At 67.7% G+C, this 18,824-nt stretch carries 15 protein-coding genes; 6 read left to right on the plus strand and 9 right to left on the minus strand.

All coding sequences use genetic code 11. The features are described from left to right. Positions 1–37: 37 nt before the first annotated feature. From ACSQ12_RS02090 to ACSQ12_RS02115, 6 genes are all read right to left on the minus strand, one after another. Entirely contained in the window at positions 38–898 is an 861-nt protein-coding gene (locus ACSQ12_RS02090; RefSeq protein ID WP_436064138.1) for a phosphogluconate dehydrogenase C-terminal domain-containing protein, read from the minus strand. A 1-nt stretch (position 899) separates the two neighbouring features. Next, on the minus strand, positions 900–1,700 hold the full coding sequence (locus ACSQ12_RS02095; protein WP_436064139.1) for a sugar phosphate isomerase/epimerase family protein: 801 nt from the start codon (positions 1,698–1,700) through the stop codon (positions 900–902). Continuing rightward, a complete protein-coding gene (locus ACSQ12_RS02100; protein ID WP_436064140.1) occupies positions 1,697–2,518 on the minus strand; it encodes a triose-phosphate isomerase family protein in 822 nt (273 codons plus the stop codon). Before ACSQ12_RS02100 ends, ACSQ12_RS02095 begins: the two co-directional genes overlap by 4 nt. Further along, positions 2,502–2,972, minus strand: coding sequence for a ribose-5-phosphate isomerase (locus tag ACSQ12_RS02105; RefSeq protein WP_209752593.1), 471 nt, complete (start codon positions 2,970–2,972; stop codon positions 2,502–2,504). The genes ACSQ12_RS02100 and ACSQ12_RS02105 overlap by 17 nt, the downstream gene beginning before the upstream one ends. Then, complete coding sequence (locus ACSQ12_RS02110; protein ID WP_436064141.1) at positions 2,969–4,759, minus strand: dihydroxyacetone kinase family protein; 1,791 nt, start codon at positions 4,757–4,759, stop codon at positions 2,969–2,971. Before ACSQ12_RS02110 ends, ACSQ12_RS02105 begins: the two co-directional genes overlap by 4 nt. A gap of 104 nt (positions 4,760–4,863) precedes the next feature. Then, positions 4,864–6,228: an MFS transporter gene (locus tag ACSQ12_RS02115; RefSeq protein ID WP_436064142.1), complete on the minus strand. Its 1,365-nt coding sequence runs from the start codon at positions 6,226–6,228 to the stop codon at positions 4,864–4,866. Positions 6,229–6,446: 218 nt separating this feature from the next. Between ACSQ12_RS02115 and ACSQ12_RS02120 the strand changes: the two genes are divergently transcribed. Both ACSQ12_RS02120 and ACSQ12_RS02125 read left to right on the plus strand, forming a co-directional pair. Then, positions 6,447–7,190, plus strand: a complete 744-nt coding sequence (locus ACSQ12_RS02120; RefSeq protein WP_436064143.1) for a FadR/GntR family transcriptional regulator — start codon at positions 6,447–6,449, stop codon at positions 7,188–7,190. A 111-nt stretch (positions 7,191–7,301) separates the two neighbouring features. Further along, positions 7,302–9,278 (plus strand): hypothetical protein, encoded by a 1,977-nt coding sequence (locus ACSQ12_RS02125; protein WP_436064144.1) that lies wholly within the window; start codon positions 7,302–7,304, stop codon positions 9,276–9,278. Between the two features lie 15 nt (positions 9,279–9,293). Here the strand turns inward: ACSQ12_RS02125 and hutG are convergent, their stop codons facing one another. Together hutG and ACSQ12_RS02135 are read right to left on the minus strand one after the other, a co-directional pair. Then, positions 9,294–10,259, minus strand: a complete 966-nt coding sequence (gene hutG / locus ACSQ12_RS02130; protein WP_436064145.1) for a formimidoylglutamase — start codon at positions 10,257–10,259, stop codon at positions 9,294–9,296. A 94-nt stretch (positions 10,260–10,353) separates the two neighbouring features. Continuing rightward, a complete protein-coding gene (locus tag ACSQ12_RS02135) occupies positions 10,354–11,796 on the minus strand; it encodes an NCS2 family permease (RefSeq protein ID WP_209747838.1) in 1,443 nt (480 codons plus the stop codon). 113 nt (positions 11,797–11,909) lie between these two features. Between ACSQ12_RS02135 and ACSQ12_RS02140 the strand changes: the two genes are divergently transcribed. Continuing rightward, positions 11,910–12,557, plus strand: coding sequence for a copper resistance CopC family protein (locus ACSQ12_RS02140; RefSeq protein ID WP_436064146.1), 648 nt, complete (start codon positions 11,910–11,912; stop codon positions 12,555–12,557). A 58-nt stretch (positions 12,558–12,615) separates the two neighbouring features. Here the strand turns inward: ACSQ12_RS02140 and ACSQ12_RS02145 are convergent, their stop codons facing one another. Next, complete coding sequence (locus ACSQ12_RS02145) at positions 12,616–13,257, minus strand: NAD(P)-binding protein (RefSeq protein ID WP_436066913.1); 642 nt, start codon at positions 13,255–13,257, stop codon at positions 12,616–12,618. A gap of 473 nt (positions 13,258–13,730) precedes the next feature. On the opposite strand from ACSQ12_RS02145, the gene ACSQ12_RS02150 reads away from it, so the two are divergent. The 3 genes from ACSQ12_RS02150 (at position 13,731) to ACSQ12_RS02160 (ending at position 18,802) form a co-directional block, all read left to right on the plus strand. Then, positions 13,731–14,762 (plus strand): universal stress protein, encoded by a 1,032-nt coding sequence (locus ACSQ12_RS02150; RefSeq protein WP_209747834.1) that lies wholly within the window; start codon positions 13,731–13,733, stop codon positions 14,760–14,762. 55 nt (positions 14,763–14,817) lie between these two features. Then, the gene (locus tag ACSQ12_RS02155) at positions 14,818–17,541 is read left to right on the plus strand and encodes a PEP/pyruvate-binding domain-containing protein (RefSeq protein WP_436064147.1); all 2,724 of its coding nucleotides are present in this window, start codon (positions 14,818–14,820) and stop codon (positions 17,539–17,541) included. A 106-nt stretch (positions 17,542–17,647) separates the two neighbouring features. Beyond that, positions 17,648–18,802 carry a LolA family protein gene (locus ACSQ12_RS02160; RefSeq protein WP_436064148.1) on the plus strand — a complete coding sequence of 385 codons (1,155 nt, stop codon included), beginning with the start codon at positions 17,648–17,650 and terminating at the stop codon, positions 18,800–18,802. Positions 18,803–18,824: the final 22 nt, after the last annotated feature.

Genomic DNA, 18,824 nt, shown 5'->3' on the forward strand with positions numbered 1-18,824 from the left:
CGGGGACAGCTGTCCGCTACTGGCAGCGGGGATCCGCCTAGCGCCTGACGGCGTCCAGCTTCAGCATCTTGGCGATGACGCCGTCAAGCTCGGAGTCGTCGAAGATCTTCTTCCAGTCGTCCTTGATGATGGTGTCCTTGCCGTACTGGATGGCGATTTCGCAGGCCTCGGAGAACGGGTTGGAACCACGGAGGGCGTTGGTCAGGGCGATCTGAACGTGACCGAACAGCATGGCCTTGGCGGCTTCCTCCGGCACGCCGGCGGTGTGCACGGTCTCGTGCAGCGCCTCGTTGAGCAGGGTGCCGATCATGCAGGCCACGGTTTCCACCAGGGTGGGTTCGAGGATGGCGAGCTGTTTCACGGTGACCCAGTGGACGTCGATGACGGGCGCGTAGATGGTGCGGATGACGGCCTCGGCCGAGTCGCGGCTCGCTGCCGGTGCGTCCCCGTCGATCGCGGCAACCACGTTCTGCGGGGCGCCCTCGCCGCCGAAAGTGTCGGCCCACTCTTCCTTGGTGGTGCGCTCCAGGAACACGGACGGGTGGCACGGGTGGGCAACGGCCTGGACCACGTCGTCGCGCTTGGCCAGCAGCCCGGCGTAGGCGGCGGCGGGGTCCAGGGTGAGCAGGATCGCACCGGCCTTCATCTGGGGGACCACGCCTTCGGATACGACGCCCAGGACGGTGTCCGGGACGGCGAGGATCACGACGTCGGCGCCATTGACGGCGTCGTCGGTGGAGGTGATCCCACGGCCTTCGGCGCGGACCCGGTCCTGGCCGGCGGGGGAGTTCTCGCTGTAGAAAACGGTGTGGGCGCTCTTCTGGAGGTTCCGGGAAACGCGCATCCCCATTTTCCCACCGGCTCCGATGACGGCGACGGTCAATTGTTCTGCTGACATTTCACTTGCTCCTTAGGAAATCGATGCTTTGCCGGGTCCACTGGTTTTCGAGGCGGATGGTTTCCGCCTCGGAGTCCTGCCACGGCAGCCAGTGTTCGACGATCTGGTTGATGCTTCTTTCTTTGGGCTGAAACTTCCCGGCCATGTAGTCATAGTCGAGAAGGCCTTCGCCGAGGGGAGCGCCGGAGTACGTGAACCCGACCCACCCCTCCTTGCGGCTGAACGCAAAGTCTTTGATGTGCATGTTCAGGACGTAAGGCGCGACGGCGTCGATCACCTCACGGGGCATCTCCAGCGCCGCCACCGTGTTGGCCGGGTCGCTGCAGATGCCGAGGTAGGGGCTGTCCACTCCGCGGATGACATCCAGGATCCGGGAAGTGGGAACCTGTTCGTAGGTCTCCACCGCGATCTTCACCCCGGCGGACTGGAACTCCGGCAGGACTTCCGTGAAGATCGCCACCGCTTCCTCCGCAGTGGGCGTGTGGTCCGGGCCGTTGAACATGGTCCGCAGCAGGGGCGAGCACAGGATGCCGGCGATGTGTAGGAATCTCCTGAGATGCTCCGGACGGATGCCCTTGGTGCCGAGCTCCAGGGAAAGGCCAAGGCGGTCCGCCGTGGCCCGCACGGCTTCGAGTTCGGCGTCCGTCATGGCTTCCAGCGGGGCGTAGTCGCAGATCTGGAACAGATCCACGCCCAGGGCCGCGGTGCGTTCCAGGGCCTGGTGGATGCTGAGCGGTTCGGAGACCTGGTCCGAGAGCTGCCAGAAGAAGGCGTAGCTGCTGAGGCCGATTGCTGAGCTCATGCTCTGGCCGCCGTTCCGGCCAGCAGGCCCAGCCGTGCGGCGGCCTCGTCCAGGATGGTCTTCAGTGCCTTTGGAGCATGCGCGAACCGGCCCAGGAAGAGACCGGCGACGGCGGAGTCCAGTTCCGTGATCAGGCCGGGTCCGGCGCTGCCGCCGTAGATTACCCGGCTGTCCGCCTGTCCGGGCAGAGTACGCAGGTGCGCATCCAGACCGGTAATGACGGCACTGATGTATTCCGGGGTTGCCGGCTCCGGGGCGCCGATGGCCCACTGGGGCTCGTACGCCACGATGGTGCGGGCCGCCGGTCCAAGGGACTGCGCGCGGTTGAGCGCGGCATCGATCTCGGCCGTGCACCGGGCGACTGCTTCCTCGATGGATCCCTGCTGCAGTTCGCCCACACACAGGACCGGGGTGAGGCCATTGCGGTACGCGGCGGCGGTCTTGAGCCCGATGATCCCGTCGTCCTCGCCGAAGATCCGGCGGCGTTCCGCATGTCCGACTTCGGCGTAGCGGCCGCCGACTTCGGCCACGGTCCTGCCGCCCACCTCGCCGGTGAACGCGCCTTCGTCTTCCCAGAAGATGTCCTGGGCTCCGGCGGCGGCACCGGCCGCGCCCAGGATGCGGGCCGCTTCGGGCAGTGCCGGAAGGGAGGGCAGTACAAAGAGTTCGATGTCGCCGCTCTGGACTGCGGGGTGCGCGAACGCGATGGCGGCCACGTCGCGGCAGTAGTCCACTGAGCGCTGGTAGCCGAAGTACAGCTTCAGGCTGACGCCGATGATGGCCTTCGGTTTTGTTGCTGTGCTAGCAGGAAGTGACACCTTCATAGTCCTTAATCAGGGTGACTTTTTCGGCCGAGGCGGAGGTCTCGTCGAAGGTGTACGTGAGCCATTCGCGGGCGAGCCGGCGGGCGAGTTCCAGTCCGACGACGCGTTGGCCGAAGGTGAGGACCTGGGCGTTGTTGCTCAGGACGGAGCGTTCCACGGAGAAGCTGTCGTGCGCGGTGACGGCGCGGACGCCGGGGACCTTGTTCGCGGCGATGGCCACACCGAGGCCGGTGCCGCAGACCAGCAGGGCGCGGTCGGCCTTGCCTGCGGCGATGAGTTCGGCGGCGGCGATGGCCACGGACGGGTAGGGCGTGTGGCTGGTGGCATCCACCCCTACGTCGGTTACGGATTCGACCAGCTCGGAGGCCTCCAGGTCAGCCTTCAGGGCTTCCTTGTATTCGAATCCGGCGTCGTCGGACCCGATGACCAGGCGCAGTTTGGCGCTCATGCGTTCTCCTTAACAGTTTTGTTCTGGGCGGCGGTGTTCGCTGCAGCTTTCGACTCCGCGAAAGTGTTGTGGATTGCCCGGACGATCAGTGCCATGGAGACCGCCCCGGCGTCCGGGGTGCCGAGGCTCTTCTCGGCGTGCGGGCGGGCACGGCCCATGAGGGGCAGCAGCCGGGCGGTGTCTTCGGCGGCCTGCTGCGCAACCGTGGCGGCGGCGCCCCAGGCTTCGGTGAGGGACTGCCCGGCATTCACGCCGGCAGCCAGGGCGTCGCGGAACGGGACCAGGACGTCCACCAGGGTCTTGTCCCCGGGTTTGGCCTTGCCGAAGTCCATGATCGCGGAGGCAGCGCCGGCGACTCCGGCGGCGACAGCCCCGGCGTCGGGCGTTTCCGTGTTGCCCACCGCGTCACCGACGGCCCGAAGGGCCATGCCCCAGAGCGCGCCGGACGTTCCGCCGGCCTTGTCGGCCCAGGCGTCCGCGGCGAAGTGCAGGGTGGTGGCTGAGCCGGCACCGCGGGCGACGGCGTCGCGTGCGGCGTCGACGGCGGCGCGGACGCCGCGTTCCATGCCGATGCCGTGGTCGCCGTCGCCGGCGATGGCATCGATCCGGCCGAGCTCGTCGGCGTTGGCGTCCACCACTGCCTTGGCGGCCCCCAGCGCTGCCAGGACCCGGACGGCACCGGCGCGGGAATCCGGCGTGGCCTCAGGGATGGAAAGTTCGACGTCGGCAAGCTCGCTGTTGTCTGTGCTTCCGGCAGACGCGTCCAACGCTTCGGCAGTGACCGCTCCGCGGCGGAAGGCCGGGGCATCGGCGGGGGCGTTCCAGAGGGTCTCGAGTTCGTCGTCGAGCCAGAACAGGGTCAGGGAGGTGCCGGCCATGTCGAAGCTGGTCACGAGTTCGCCCACCTGCGGGTCCACGGCTTCGAGGCCGGCTTCAGCCAGGAGCCGGGCGACGCGGCGGTAGACCACGAACAGCTCTTCGTACTTAACGCTGCCCAGTCCGTTCAGGATGGGGACAACGCGGGCACCGGCTGACGCCTCGAAGCCGTCGGGGATCTCGGTGAGGAGCTTGGCGACCAGAAGTTCGGCGAGTTCGTCCGCCGTCGGGATGTCTGCCTCGCCGATGCCGGGCTCACCGTGGATGCCCATGCCCACGGCCATCCGGCCCTCGGGGACGAAGAACAGCGGGTGATCGGCGCCCGGCAGGGTGCAGCCGGTGAAGGCCACTCCGAAGGAGCGGGTGCGGTCGTTGGCGCGCTCGGCGATGGCGACGAGGTCGTCCATCGAGTAGCCGGCCTCGGCGGCCGCGGCGGCCACCTTGAAAACGGTGAGATCTCCGGCGATGCCGCGGCGCTTGGCGCGTTCGGCCGGCGGGGCGGAGGAGACGTCGTCGGTGACGGCGATGCTGCGGCAGTCGATGCCTTCCTCGCGGAGGCGGTCCTGTGCCTGGTTGAAGTGCAGGACGTCGCCGGCGTAGTTGCCGTAGCCCAGCAGCACGCCGCCGCCGTTGTTGGCGGCCTTGGACACGTGGTAGATCTGCTGGGCGGAGGGGGACGCGAACAGGTTGCCCATGGCGGCGCCGTGTGCCAGGCCCTGCCCCACCAGGCCGGCGAACGCCGGATAGTGGCCGGAGCCGCCGCCGATCACCAGCGCCGCCGTGTCCGGTGTGCTCCTGGTGTTGCGGACGACGCCGCCGGAGACGCGCTTCACCCAGCGGCCGTGGGAGGCAACAAAGCCTTCGATCATCTCGTCAGCGAAGTCTGCTGGTTCATTGAACAGGCGGGTCATGGGAAAGCTCCTGGAGTATTGGCTGGCCCCGGTGGTGGAGCCTGTCGGATCGGTCCCGACAGGCTCCACCACCGGTTAGTTGAAGAAAGGCGTTGAGGTCGTGCCTACGGCTCGGAGCGGTGTCCGGCTCCTGCCGGGTCCAGTGCCTCGACCGGGACGCCTTCGCTGACCTTGCCGGAGCGGCTCAGCACCACCATGAGGATGGAGGACAGGAGCATGAAGCCGCCGACGACGAACATTGGCACCGTGTACCCTCCGGTGAGGTCCTTGAGCCAGCCGGTGACGTACCCGGCGCTGAAGCCGGCCAGGTTGCCCACGGTGTTGATCAGGGCGATGCCTGCGGCTGCCGCTGCGCCGGTGAGGAACTGGGTGGGTACCGTCCAGAAGTTGGGCAGGGCGGCGAAGATGGACATCGCAGTGATGGTGATGACTGCGATGGTTGCTGCCGGCGAGCCGGCGAACAGTGCCAGCGGGATGCTCAGGCCGCCAATGAGGGCGGGGAGTGCGATGTGCCAGGTCCTGACGCCGCGCTTGGTGGCGTCCTTGGACCAGAAGTACAGCGCGAACGCCGCGGGCAGGTACGGAATTGCGGTGATCAGGCCCTTCTGGAAGACGTCGAACTTGGTTCCGTAGATACCTTCGAAGCCCGCGATGATGGTGGGCAGGAAGAACCCGAGCGCGTACAGGCCGTAGATGAAGCCGAAGTAGATTGCCGAGAGCATCCAGACCCGGCCGTTGCCGAAGACTGTGCGGACGCTGACGTGCCTGTTGCTGGCGGCGGTTTCCTTCTTTTCCTGCTCCAGTGCACCGGTCAGCCAGGTCTTTTCCTCCTGCGTCAGCCACTTGGCCTTGGCGGGGGAGTCAGCCAGGTAGAACCAGGCGACGATGCCAACGATGATGGCGGGGATGGCGACGCCGAAGAACATGACGCGCCAGCCGGCGAGTCCGAAGAGTCCGTGCTGCTGGATGAGGAGGCCGGCCAGCGGGGCACCGATCACGGTGGTGAGCGGCTGGGCCAAGTAGAAGAGGGCGAGGATCTTGCTGCGGTGCCGGGACGGAACCCAGAGGCTCAGGAAGAGGATGGCGCCGGGGAAGAAGCCGGCTTCTGCCACGCCCAGGATGAAACGCAGTACGTAGAGCTGTTCCACGTTGCCCACCCAGGTGAACAGCAGGGAGACGATGCCCCAGCTGACCATGATGCGGGCGAGCCAGCGGCGGGCGCCGAACTTGTGCAGTGCCAGGTTGCTCGGGATCTCGAGCAGGATGTAGCCGATGAAGAAGACGCCGGAGGCGAACCCGAACTGAGCCGCCGAAAGGGCCAGATCGTTGTTCATGCCGTTGGGGCCGGCAAAGGAGATGGCCGTCCGGTCAAGGTAGTTGATGAAGAACATCAGGGCGACGAACGGCACCAGCCGGATTGCCACTTTCCTGATTGCAGATTTTTCGACCACCGATTGTGTGGTGTCCACGTTGACTCCTAGATGTTGATGTCCCGGCCGCATCCTGCGCTGGAGGCGTGGGGCTGGTTTCGAGGCTTAGCGGCGGGGGCGTATCAAGCGGGGCTAGGCCTGTGACTTCCACCATACGGCTGAAAGCGCAAATTGGTCAACCGGTTGACTGATTTAATTCCAAAGGGTTGAGGGCAGGCTCTGTCGGCGCTGCCGCGTCCGGTTGCTACGCTGTGAATGTGTCCGCAAACTCCGCCGCCTCGTCGGCCAAAATCAGTGCCGCGCTCGGTTCCATGGGGCAGGGCTCTGTCGTCTCCGAGGTGGCGGAGAGGCTAATGGCCTACTTCACCAGCGGCGACATTGCGCCCGGAACCCGTCTTCCGGCCGAGCGCCAGCTGGCCGCTTCGCTCGGGGTAGGCCGTTCGGCCGTGCGCGAGGCACTTGCCGCCTTGGAAATCCTGGGCATCGTGATCGTCCGTCCGGGATCCGGAACTTACCTGCGCGACGGCGTCTCGGAGCTCTTGCCGCGGACACTCAGCTGGGGCCTCATGCTGGGCGAGCCGCGTACCCGCGAACTCGTTGAGCTGCGCAGCGGCCTGGAGGTTCAGGCGGTGCAACTTGCTGCGATGAGGATTACCGAAGAAGCCCTGGAGCGCATGCGCGCCAACCTCGACTCGATGGAGAAGAACCTGGGCAACCTGGCGGCCTTCGTCGAAGCTGACGCCGCCTTCCACAAGGAAATCGCCGCCAGCTCCGGAAACCAGGTGCTGCAGGAGCTCCTGCAGAGCATCCGCTCGCTGCTGCGGATCTGGGTTGACCGTGCGCTGACGGACGAAGGCCATGCCGCCGCGGCGCTCGCGGAGCACCGGGCTATTTTCGCGGCCCTCGAATCGCGCGACGCCGCGGCGGTCACGGATGCCATGGCTTCCCATATGGGCACCGCGTCCCGCCGCCTGCTCGCCGGTTACGACGCCGCCCGGTAAGTGCTCGTGGACGGCCATTGAGCCCCCGCGCCTCATCCGATATCGTCAAGTCCACAGGACCGGCCCGGGGTCAGCTGGGCGCAGTCACCAGCCACCAGAGAGCAGCCTCCCGTGTCTACCGAGCACTCCGCAACACTGCCCGCCCAAGTGTCCGCCGACGCGGTTGCCGACCAGCGCCCGCCGCTCGAACAGCGCCTTGATCCGCAGATCCGCAAGCTTGCAGTGGGCGTCTGGACAGCGGAGCTGATCGGGGACGAACTGGCAAACATCAGCTACGGTGGCCGCCCCGTCCTCCGTGCCATCAAGGCGGTGGTGCGGGACCACGAATGGCGCACCTTTGCGCCGTCGGTCCGGGATGTCGCGGAGCTGAAGGACGACGACGGCATCAGCCTCCGGATCCACGTTGACTACGCGGCACCCGGCGCAGCGGAAGGTCCGGGGGCGCCGGGCACCGGCCCGGCGTACGAAGGCATGCTGATGCTCCGGATCACCCCGGCCACGGTCGAAGTGTCCTTCTCCGGCCGGGCGAAAACGGCGTTCCGGCGCAACCGGATCGGCCTGGTGGTCCTCCATCCCACCAGTGAAGCCGGACGGGACGTCAACGTGGTGTCCCCGGACGGCACCGCCACCAGCGGGGCCTTCCCCACGGATATCAGGCCGGACCTGGTCTTCACGGACATTTCTTCGCTGGAATGGGCCGACGCCGGCACCGCCTTTGACCTTGGCTTCTCCGGCGACATCTTCGAGACCGAGGACCAGCGGAACTGGAGCGACGGTTCCTTCAAGACGTACAGCACCCCGTCCGCGCTGCCCATCCCGGTGGACGTTGCCGCTGAGGACACCGTGCAGCAGTCGGTCAGCATCGAAGCCCTCAGCATCGAGACGCCGGACAACCCCCTCAGCGAAAGCCACGAGCAAGCGGCCTTCACGGTGGGCGAGCCCGCGGGAACCGTTCCGGCGCTGGCCCTGTCCGTGGACTCAACGGAAGCGGACTCAACGCAAGCGGCCGCCGGAAACATCGGGGAAGGATCACGGCTCCCCGGCCTCGACGCCGTCCTGGTGGAACTCTACGAGCCCCGGGAACTCTGGCCAGGCAAGCTTGCCGCCGCAACCAAGGAGGCGGACCGCCACGGCGCTGCACTGGACGTGCGGGTCGTGTCCGAATCAGCCGACGGCGTTGCGGAGGCTCTCAGGGGCGCCTTGGGAGGTCAACTCTCGCGGATCGTCCGTCTTGCCCTGTTCCACCCCGGGACGCAGTGCACTGACCCGGCAGCGTTTGGCGCGCTGAAGGCATCGCTGGACGAGTCGGGCTTCAGCGGACAGCTTCTGGCCGGCACGCGCTCACATTTCACCGAACTCAACCGCTGGATTGCAGGCAGCAGTGACGGCAGCCCCGTTCCGCAGGACGCCGACGCCCTGACCTTCAGCCTGGCGCCGCAGGTCCACAGCACGGAGGTTCCACACATTGTGGAGACTGTCCCTGTGCAGCGGCTCGCCGCGGCCAACGCCCTGAAGCTGGGTGACGGGCGTCCCGTGCACGTCGGACCCATCACGCTGAAACCCAGGCTTCACGCCCCGGACCAGGAGGCCGGGGGAGACGAGCTCCAGAACCACAGCTTCACCGCGGCCTGGACCCTCGCCAGCCTCGCTGCCCTCACCGTGGACGGCGTCGCCTCCGTGACGTACTTCGAAGCCGGCCGGCCGCGCGGCATCATCGGGGCAGACGGCACGCTCAACCCGGCAGGGGAGCTGCTGCAGAGGCTCGCTGCCTGCAAGGGCGCCCCGGTGCTGGGCTCCGCTCCCGCACTGTCACACCGGCCCCACGGGACAAACCCCGTGACGGTCTATCCGGTGCAGTCGGCCGCCGGCCTGCAACTGTTCCTGGGCAACCTCAGTCCGCGGGAGGCCGCAGTTCGCCTCACGCTTCCCGAGGGAACTGCTTCGGCGGCGGCTGACGTGACGGTCATCGGGGCATCCGCGGGCGCCCGGGCGCAGGCGGCGCCGGCGGAGGCATCATCAGCGGACGACGGCGCCCTGGCGGTAACGCTGGGACCGTGGGCCACCGCCGTCGTCACCTTCCGGGACTGACGGCAGGCGACGCTCCTAACCCAGCAGCGTGTTGACCAGCCGCGCGGCAACCTTGGCCGTGCGCTGGTCGATGTCGAACTTCGGGTTCAGTTCGGCCACGTCCAGGTGCAGCAGTTTCCCGCTGGCAGCCACCTGGCGGCACACGGAGCTGATCACGGGCAGGGGTACCCCGAACGCCGCGGGCGCGCTGACTCCCGGGGCGACTGCTGCGGGCAGCACGTCCAGGTCGATGGTCAGGTAAAGCACGTCCACGGTGTCCAGGAAGTCGGCCACGAACTGCCGGGTTGCTTCGGCAGTGCAGTCCTCGTCGAGAAGGTATTTCACGCCCAGCCGGTCAGCGGTCTTGAAGAGCGCGCGGGTGTTGTTGGGCTCGGAGATCCCGACGACGGCGTAGTTCAGTGCGCGTTCGGCGGCTTCCTCCGCACGCGCCATCTGGAGGAAAGGCGTGCCCGAGGACGGTTCAGGTGCTTCCCGAAGGTCGAAGTGCGCGTCGAGGTTAAGTACCCCCAGGCGCTTCCCTCCGCGGACGGCTTCGGAACCGGCCACACCAAGGTAGCTGGCGAACGCGGTCTCATGGCCCCCGCCCAGCAGCACGGTGAGGTTGCCGGCGTCGAGCATTTCAGAAACGGCCAGCCCGGCGCGGGCCTGGCCGGCCTCCAGCGCATTGTCCTTGACGGTGACATCACCGGCGTCGAACACCTCGCGCGGGAGGTGGAACGCAAGCGGACCGAGAGCGGCCCGGATGGCGGCGGGGGCAGCGGCGGCACCCACCCGGCCCTTGTTGCGCAGCACGCCGGCATCGCTGCTGAAACCGAGAATGACGGCGGGACGACGGCCAGGTTCAAGGCTTTGCGGCGCGGCAGTTTCGTGGCGGTACGGCGTGACCGCCTGCCACCAGCGGCGGTGCTCGGCGGCGTCGCCGTCGAAACGGCCCCTCCACGTGAGCGGCGGGATGTCGACTGTGAGGGCTGTGTGAGGCATACTCCAAGCTCACCGCAGCGGAGCCCCGAAAACCAGCCCCGCCGCCGTCGGACTGTCCCGAATCCCGGACACCCTGCTTAAACGGCGCCGAGATTTAGTGAATACCGAGCGCCTGCTCGATGGGCCCGATGCCGAAGAACAGCAGGAACGCGGCGGCAACGGCCCACATCAGCGGGTGGATGTCGCGCACCCGGCCCTGGAACGTGCGGATCAGCACGTACGCGATGAAGCCGGCGCCCAGGCCGTTGGCGATGGAGTAGGTGAACGGCATCAGGGTGAAGGTCAGGAATGCGGGAATCGCGATGCCCCAGTCCTGCCAGTCGATCTTGCCCACCTGCGAAACCATCATGAAGCCCACCACCACGAGGGCGGGGGCCACGGCCTCGAACGGGACCAGGTTGATCAGCGGCGTGAAGAACATGGCCACCAGGAACAGCAGTCCGGTGACGATCGAGGCCAGGCCCGTGCGTGCGCCCTCGCCGATGCCTGCGCCGGATTCCACATAGATCTGGTTGGAGGAAACGGACGCACCGCCGCCCACGATCGCGCCGAGGGCGTCCACCTGCAGCACGCGGTCCACGTCCGGGATGTTGCCGTCCTTGTCCACGGTGCCGGCTTCGTTGGCCAGGCCCACCATGGTGCCCATGGCGTCGAAGAAGATGCTGAGCAGGATCACGAAGGCCAGCAGCGTCGCGGCTACGAAGCCGAGGTGTTCGAACGCGCCGATCGGGTTGGCCTTGCCGATCAGTGACAGGTCGGGTGCAGCCCATTCGGTGAATTTCGGTGCCACCAGGGACCAGCCCTGCGGGTTGAAGTTCTTGCCGTCGAAGCTGGGGCCGATGTGCAGGGTGAATTCAAGGATGACGGACAGAATGGTGGAGGCGATGATGCCGATGAGGATGGCGCCCTTGACCTTGCGGACCAGCAGGCCGATGGTCAGGATGAGTCCGAAGACGAACACCAGGGTGGGCCAGCCCAGGAGCTTGCCGTCGAAGCCAAGGCCCACCGGGACAGTGGTGCCGGCGGCATCCGGGATACGGCGGACGAAGCCGGCGTTGACCAGCCCGATCAGGGCGATGAACAGGCCGATGCCCACCACGATGGCCGTCTTGAGGCCATCCGGAACAGCCTTGAACACGGCGGTCCGGAAACCGGTGAGGACCAGGATCAGCATGGTGACGCCGGAGAGGACAACCAGGCCCATCATGTCCGGCCAGGTCAGGCCCGGATTCGTGGCGACAGTAACAGCCACGAAAGCGTTGACGCCCAGCCCGGTGGCCATGGCGAACGGGTGCTTTGCCCAGGCGCCCATGAGGATGGTCAGGATGCCCGCGGCAAAAGCAGTGACGGCGGCGACGGCCGGGAAGCCCAGGGTTGTGCCGCTGGAGTCGGGGCCGGAAAGGATCAGGGGATTCAGCACCACGATGTAGCTCATGGCGAAGAACGTGGCAAAGCCTCCGCGGATCTCGCGGGAGTAGTTTGACCCCCGTTCGGAAATCTTGAAGTACCGGTCCAGTGCAGAGCCCTGCTTAAGCATTAGTCCTCCGGGGGAGAGTGTTGGGGATTACTTGAATCCTAGTAGGTTCCCGGGTTGCGACGCCGCGATTTCGCCTAGTCTGTAAGGAAGCCAACACACAGGAGTAGCCCCGCATGCGTTCCATCCGCCACCTGCTGAGCGCCCTCATCGGGGCACTGTTTTTCACGGCCGCCGTGCTGGCCGCAGCTGCGCCCGCCTCAGCCCACGACGCCGCTGAGTCCAGCAGCCCGGCCCAGGGTTCCACCGTGGCCACTCCGCCGGAGAAGGTTTCCGTAACTTTCAACAGGGACCCGCTGGCCCTCGGTTCACAGTTCCAGGTGAAGGATGCCGCGGGCACCAACTGGGCAGAGGGCCCGGTGGAGATCGTGGACAACGTGGCGTCGCAGAAGCTCCGGCCCGGTGCGCCGGCCGGAGAGTTCACTGTGGTGTGGCGTGTGGTCAGCTCCGATTCGCATCCGATCGAGGGCACCTTCACCTTCACCGCCACCGTCGCTGCGCCGGGTTCCGGCGCCACCGGCTCAACGCCGGGCAGTTCGGCGGGCAGTTCGACGACTGCGGCGGGGGTCCCCACGGCCGGCACCGCGCAGCCCGGCACCACCACGGCGCCTGAGCCGGCGCCTGACGCCTCGGAGCCGTTCCCTTGGAGCCTGGTACTTTTCGCCGGAACGGCCCTGGGCATCCTCGTGGCCCTGGGCGTGCTGGCGAAACGAAACCTCAAGTCCACTGACGACGGGGCGGACGACGCCGCCGGGGAGCAGTAGGCCAGGACGCGCAGTTGAGGGCCGGGCAGCCGGCGCCGTGATCGGGCGATAAACGCGGTCAGTTCAGCAGGGCCGGGGCCGGCAGCGCGGCGAAGCTTCCGGTGAGCACTGACGGGACACTGTCCGGATAGACCTTGGCGGAAATCGCCTGCCCCACAACCTTGGCCTGGCGGAGCACTTCCTTGGGTGTGGGAGCGATGAGTTCCCCGACGCCCACGAGGTACATTCCGATGGCCCGCATGGCGGCCGCCAGGTTTTGCCCCAGTGTCAGTCCCAGGTCCGCGAGCATGCGGCGCAGCTGGCTGTGCGCGCCCCGGGTCAGGACAATATGATGTGCCAGCAGGACGCCGTCCGGCGTGTGGACTGCCCACTGGTGCACGGGAGGCTCGGAGAGGCCGGTGCCCAGCAGGTTCAACTGGACGGCACGGGTGTTGTTGCGGATGTCGAGGTTGTGGCTGCTGGCGTAGTTCCTGAGGTGTCGCAGGATTTCGTTCCGCTCCTGCAGGGTGGCTGAGTTGGGCGCGTCACAGCGGGGCAGGGACACGGTATTGGCGGACTGGATTCCGCCCAGGGTTTCGAGCGCATCCACGGTGATGGAGTCCACGCCGCGCCGCCGGAGCTCGCTGGCGATCGCCAGGCCCGGAAGCCCTGAGCCGATGATCACCGTAGTGGTCTGCTCGGTCCCACCATAAATTGGCATGCTCGACACTGCTCGTTCCTCCTCGAATGGTTCACTGTGCAGGCCTCGTTCCCCTGCACGTTCCGTAACCCCCAAAGTCCGGCCGCCGCGCGTGAAGCTGTCAGTGTGTTCTGAAACACATATCTCAGTTTCGCAACGCCTCGACAATACAGAACTTTTGGAGCTCTGGATAGCCCTTGCCGGACATTGGCTACCCCCACAATCTCACACTTGTGATTCGGCTGATCGGAGGTGGGATCTCTATGTTTCCGAGAGGTTAAAAGTGGGAGCTGGCTTGGACGTAAACCGCCTCTGTGGAAGCCGCTGGGGCACCCTTTTTGGGGCGCTTGCTTCCTGTCCGGCAAACGAGAATAGTGGGCTGAAAGAGCGGATTTGCAGCCATAAGCGGGCCCCGGCGTCCGGTTCACGCGGCGGACGCCCACTTCTGGCAGAATAGCGGCAACATCAGGCAGTATCGCGAGGAGGCGGACCCCATGGGCCGAGATCAGGTGCACCCGTCAAGGGATGACGACGGCGGTTCTGCCGCCCCCGAGGGGATTGTGGTGGGCGTGGACGGTTCCGACCACAGCCAGTGCGCCCTCGTCTGGGCCGCCCGGGAAGCTGAGCGCCGGCATCGCCCCCTGCATATCGTGACCGCATACTCCGTGCCGATCTTTGCAGCGTCCGGCCTGGACGGCGGCTATGCCACCGTGGACGACTCGGTGATCCGCGAAGGTGCGGAGGCAATCCTCAAGCAGGCCCTGGACAAGGTGGCCCCCTACGACATCGACGTGGACGCCTCCGTGGAGAACGGGGACGCCTCCGGTGTGTTGCTGGAAATGTCCGAAACCGCCGAGCTGCTGGTATTCGGCACCCGCGGCCGGGGCGGCTTCGTTGGCAGGCTCCTTGGCTCGGTCAGCAGCGCACTCCCGGCACACGCGAAGTGCCCCACGGTCACCGTGCCGTTGATCTGCGCGGACCGCCTGGGCGAGACCACCGACGACAAGCACGTCAAAGCCGAACAGGCCAAGTCCGGGCACCAGCCGGTGGAAAACGTTGTTGTAGTGGGCGTTGACGGTTCCGAGCAGGCCCGGATTGCCGTCCTGGAGGCCGCGGACCAGGCCATACGCCTCGGAGCGCCGCTTCGTGTTGTGTGCGCCGTGCCGCAATACAGCGGTTCACTGGCGTGGGTCCCGGCGCCCATGGACCGGGAGGCCCTGTTTGCCGACATCCGCGTCCAGCTCGACGCCGGTGTGGCCTGGCTGAAGAGCCACTACCCCAAGCTGAACGTGGAGACCCGCATCGTGGACGGTTCCCCCATCGACGTGCTGGTTGAAGCCAGCCGGCACGTGGAACTGGTGGTAGTGGGAACGCGCGGCCGCGGCGGTTTCACCGGAATGCTGCTGGGCTCGACGTCGGACGGAATCCTGCATCATGCCAAGGGCCCGGTACTGGTGGTTCCGGACCGGGACGACCCTCGGCTCGCGGACCGTCCCAGCTTCGGGCCCATGCTCGGCGCAGCGTAACCCCCGTCCTGACTTTCCAGTCAGTCCGGCCGGCGCATACCCCAGGAGGCCAGCGGTGAACCAGGCCACCAGTCCGGATTCACCGGCGGACGGGCTGGTGCTGAACCTGGCGGACATCAACGCCGGAATGTTGCTGCGGGTGGGCGGCAAGGCCGCCAACCTGGGCGAAACCACACGCGCCGGGCTGCCCGTTCCGCCGGGCTTCTGCCTGACCACGGACGCCTACCGGCAGGCGGTGGGTCCGGCAGGGCTCGAAGACGTGCATGGCGCGTTGGCCGGCACCGGAGCCCACGAGCTGGCGGCCCTTGCCGGGCTGGCTTCCCGGGCACGGGAACTCATCCTGCGCGCGGACATTCCGCCGGAGATTGCCGGCGCCGTCCGGGAGTCCTATGCGGCGATGGGGGCGGACGTTCCGGTGGCCGTGAGGTCTTCGGCGACGGCCGAGGACCTGCCCTTCGCGAGCTTCGCCGGGCAACAGGACACGTACCTGAATGTGGTGGGCGCCGACGCCGTCCTTAAGGCGGTCCGGCAGTGCTGGGCGTCGCTCTGGACGGACCGTGCGGTGGCTTACCGGGCCACGCACGGGATCAACCCGTCAACTGTGGCGCTCGCGGTGGTGGTCCAGCGCATGGTGGATGCCGCCGTGGCGGGGGTCCTGTTCACCGCGAACCCGGTGACGGGACGGCGCCATGAGGCCGTCATCGATGCCAGTCCCGGACTGGGCGAGGCCGTGGTTTCCGGGGCGGTGAATCCGGACCACTTCGTGGTGGACTCGGCCACCAGCGAGATCCTGGAACGGCGGCCCGGCGACAAGGGAATCGCCATCAGGCCGCTCGCCGGGGGAGGCACCAAGCGGATCGCTCTCGGGCCGGATTCCGGGCCTTCCCTGAGCGATGCCCAGCTCCGGGAGCTGTCCGCACTGGGCGCCCGGGCGGAACGGCATTACAAGGTGCCGCAGGACATTGAATGGGCCGTCGACGCCGCGGACAAGCTCTGGCTGGTGCAGTCCCGCCCCATCACCACGCTGTATCCCCTGCCGGACCCCCGGCCCGATCTGCCGGAGCCGGAGGGAACACGCGTCTTTCTGTGCTTCAGCCTCGCCCAGGGGCTGACACGGCCCCTCACCCCGATGGGGATGGCCGGTTTCCGGCTGATCGCGTCCTCCGTCGCCCGTGCGGCCGGCTTTGAGGTGCCTGAGCCGCGCAACGGTCCTGCGCCCTACCGGCAGGCAGGGCAACGCCTTTTCGTTGACCTCACTCCGGTGGTCCGCAGCAGCGTGGGCCGCGCCATTGTGCCCCGCGTCTTCGACATCATGGAGGCCAGGTCCGCCACGGTGCTCCGCAGGCTGTTCGCCGACCCGCAGTTTTCGGTGACCATCAGGTCCCCCTGGCGGCTCCTCCGGCGCGTGGTCCCGGTGGCGGCCAAGGCGAAGGTCCCGGAATCGCTGCTCCGGGCGCTGCTTCGGCCGGAAGCGGCAATCCGCCGCGTGGACGCCTTCGGTGCACGGCACCGGGCTGCCCTCGTGGTTCCGGCCAACGCCACGCCGGCGGAACGGCTGAACCATGCCGAACGCATCCTCGGCGGTGGGCTCTTCCCCGTCGTCCCGGCAGTGCTGCCGCTGCCGGCCCTGGGCTTCGCGCTCCTGGCGGTCGCCGGGAAGTTGGCCGGGCAGGATGGAGAGTCCGGCGCGTTGCAGGCCGTTCTCCGCGGGCTCCCCAACAACGTGACCACGGAGATGGACCTGGCCCTCTGGCAGCTCGCCACGGACATCCGCGCCCGCCCCGGGGCGGCCGCGATCTTTGAGGAGGCCTCCCCGCCCGAGCTGGCGCGGCGGTACCGCGACGGCGGGCTTCCCGCCGTCGTGCAGTCAGGGCTCGCAGGCTTCCTGGGACGGTACGGCCACCGGGCCGTCGCGGAGATCGACCTCGGCATGCCGCGCTGGTCCGACGACCCCGCGCACATCCTCGGAGTCCTGGCGAACTACCTCAAACTCGATGATCCGGCACTGGCGCCGGACCGCCAGTTTGCCAAAGCCGCCCGCGAGGCGGAAGCCCAGATCGAGCGGCTGGTGGCAGTAGCAGGGAGCCGGGGCGGCCCGGCAGGAAGGCTCCGCGCCCGGATGGTGCGGGGCGCGCTGAAGCGGACCCGGCTCTTTGCGGGACTGCGTGAACTGCCGAAGTACCACATCGTCGAAGGCCTGGCTTCGGTCCGGAAACAGCTCATGGCAGTGGGGGCGGAACTCGCCGCGTCCGGCAGCATCGCGGACGCCGACGACATCTTCTTCCTCAACTTTGCCGAAGCGCACCGGGGCCTGGCCGGGGCGTCGCTACGGGAGGCAGTGGCGGAACGCCGCGGGGCCTACGACGCCGAACTCTCCCGCCGCCGCATTCCCCGGGTGCTGCTTTCGGACGGAACGGAACCCGAAGCGCTGCAGGTTGCCGCGCCGGGTGCCGCGGACGGTGTCCTGTCCGGCACGCCGGCATCGGCGGGAATCGTCACTGCCAGGGCACGCGTCATCCTGGATCCGCAGGGCGCCGCACTGGAACCGGGAGAAATCCTGGTGGCCCCGTCGACAGATCCCGGGTGGACGCCGTTGTTCCTCACGGCCGGCGGGCTCGTGATGGAAATGGGCGGTCCCAACTCCCACGGTGCGGTGGTGGCCCGGGAGTACGGAATTCCCGCCGTCGTCGGCGTCCCGGACGCCACCTCCGCCATCAGCACCGGCCAGGTGATAACGCTCGACGGCGGGGCCGGCACGGTCGCGCCGGCTGCGGGCTGACCGTCCCCGGGTCACCGCAGGACGGGCGGACTCCCGAGGGGGTGTAACGGGCGGGTCCGGAGCGTACTCTGGAATCAACAAGCTGCAATGTTGGAGCGGAGTTGTCATGACCAGAAAGTGGCTGCGGTGGATGCCTGCCGCCGCCGTGCCTGCCGTTATTGCCGCCGCTGCGCTGGCCGGGTCCCTGCCCGCAAGCGCAGGCGACCCCCTGCCTGCCAAAACGCCGGAAGAAGTCCTGGCGCTGGTGGCGCAGCACGCTGCTCCGTCCCTCTCGGGGACCCTGGAGCAGACCTCCCAAATCGGCCTGCCGGAACTGCCCAAGACCGGGCCGTCCGCCGGCAGTGACGCCGCCTCGGCCTTGGAACTCCTGAGCGGCCCCCACACCGCGCGGGTCTTCATGGACGGACCACGCAACGTTCGGGTCCAGGTGCTGGACCGCCTCGCTGAACGCAATGCCGTCCGCAGCGGAGACCAGGTGTGGCTGTACAGCTCCAAGGACAACACCGCCACCCACCTGACCCTCCCCGCCGATGCCGGCAAGCACAAGGATTTCAGCCAGTTCAAGCATCCTGGTGCCGGCACCGACGGTGTGATGCCGACGCCGGAGGACCTGGCTGCACGGCTGCTTGCCGCCGCCGATCCCACCACTGAAATTGCAGTGCTTCCGGAGGTCACTGTTGCGGGCCGGGCGGCGTACAACCTGATGTTCACGCCTCGGACCGAAGGTACCCTGATCGGTTCGATTGCCATCGCCGTTGACGGCCAGAGCGGCCTGCCGCTCAGCGTCGAACTGAAGGCCCGCGGCCAGGAAGAACCCGCGTTCAAGCTGGCATTCACCAGCCTGTCGCTCCAGGCGCCGGACGCCTCGCTGTTCGCATTCAGCCCGCCGCCGGGCGCCACCGTCAAGGAAATCGAAGTGCCGGCCCATGGCACGGAAAGCTGGCCCGGACACGCCACGGAAGGCGGCGCAGTTGCTGATGCGGCAGCTCCCGGTTCCAGGGATCCGGACACCGGACACCCGCGGCCCACGGTGACCGGTACCGGCTGGGAGAGCGTGGTTGGATTCCCTGCCAGCCCGGGGTCAGCGGAAGCCGGGGCAATGGTGTCCAGCGATCCGCTGCTTCAGCAGGCCGCTGTTGCGGTGCCGGGCGGGCGGCTGTTCAGCACCGCCGTCGTGAATGTGCTGCTGACCGATGACGGGCGCGTCTTTGCCGGGTCTGTTCCCGCGGAACGCCTGCTGACCGCTGCCGCCGCGAGGTGACAGCCTCGGGCCGGGGCGTGGA

Source organism: Arthrobacter sp. LjRoot14 (assembly GCF_964253905.1).
GTDB lineage: Bacteria > Actinomycetota > Actinomycetes > Actinomycetales > Micrococcaceae > Arthrobacter.

What these genes read in the sequence shown, in the direction of transcription:
- ACSQ12_RS02090 (WP_436064138.1), bottom strand. Translation starts at nt 898, where the DNA reads ATGTCAGCAGAACAATTGACCGTCGCCGTCATCGGAGCCGGTGGGAAA.
- ACSQ12_RS02095 (WP_436064139.1), bottom strand. Translation starts at nt 1,700, where the DNA reads ATGAGCTCAGCAATCGGCCTCAGCAGCTACGCCTTCTTCTGGCAGCTC.
- ACSQ12_RS02105 (WP_209752593.1), bottom strand. Translation starts at nt 2,972, where the DNA reads ATGAGCGCCAAACTGCGCCTGGTCATCGGGTCCGACGACGCCGGATTC.
- ACSQ12_RS02110 (WP_436064141.1), bottom strand. Translation starts at nt 4,759, where the DNA reads ATGACCCGCCTGTTCAATGAACCAGCAGACTTCGCTGACGAGATGATC.
- hutG (WP_436064145.1), bottom strand. Translation starts at nt 10,259, where the DNA reads ATGCCTCACACAGCCCTCACAGTCGACATCCCGCCGCTCACGTGGAGG.
- ACSQ12_RS02135 (WP_209747838.1), bottom strand. Translation starts at nt 11,796, where the DNA reads ATGCTTAAGCAGGGCTCTGCACTGGACCGGTACTTCAAGATTTCCGAA.
- ACSQ12_RS02140 (WP_436064146.1), top strand. Translation starts at nt 11,910, where the DNA reads ATGCGTTCCATCCGCCACCTGCTGAGCGCCCTCATCGGGGCACTGTTT.
- ACSQ12_RS02145 (WP_436066913.1), bottom strand. Translation starts at nt 13,257, where the DNA reads ATGCCAATTTATGGTGGGACCGAGCAGACCACTACGGTGATCATCGGC.
- ACSQ12_RS02150 (WP_209747834.1), top strand. Translation starts at nt 13,731, where the DNA reads ATGGGCCGAGATCAGGTGCACCCGTCAAGGGATGACGACGGCGGTTCT.
- ACSQ12_RS02160 (WP_436064148.1), top strand. Translation starts at nt 17,648, where the DNA reads ATGACCAGAAAGTGGCTGCGGTGGATGCCTGCCGCCGCCGTGCCTGCC.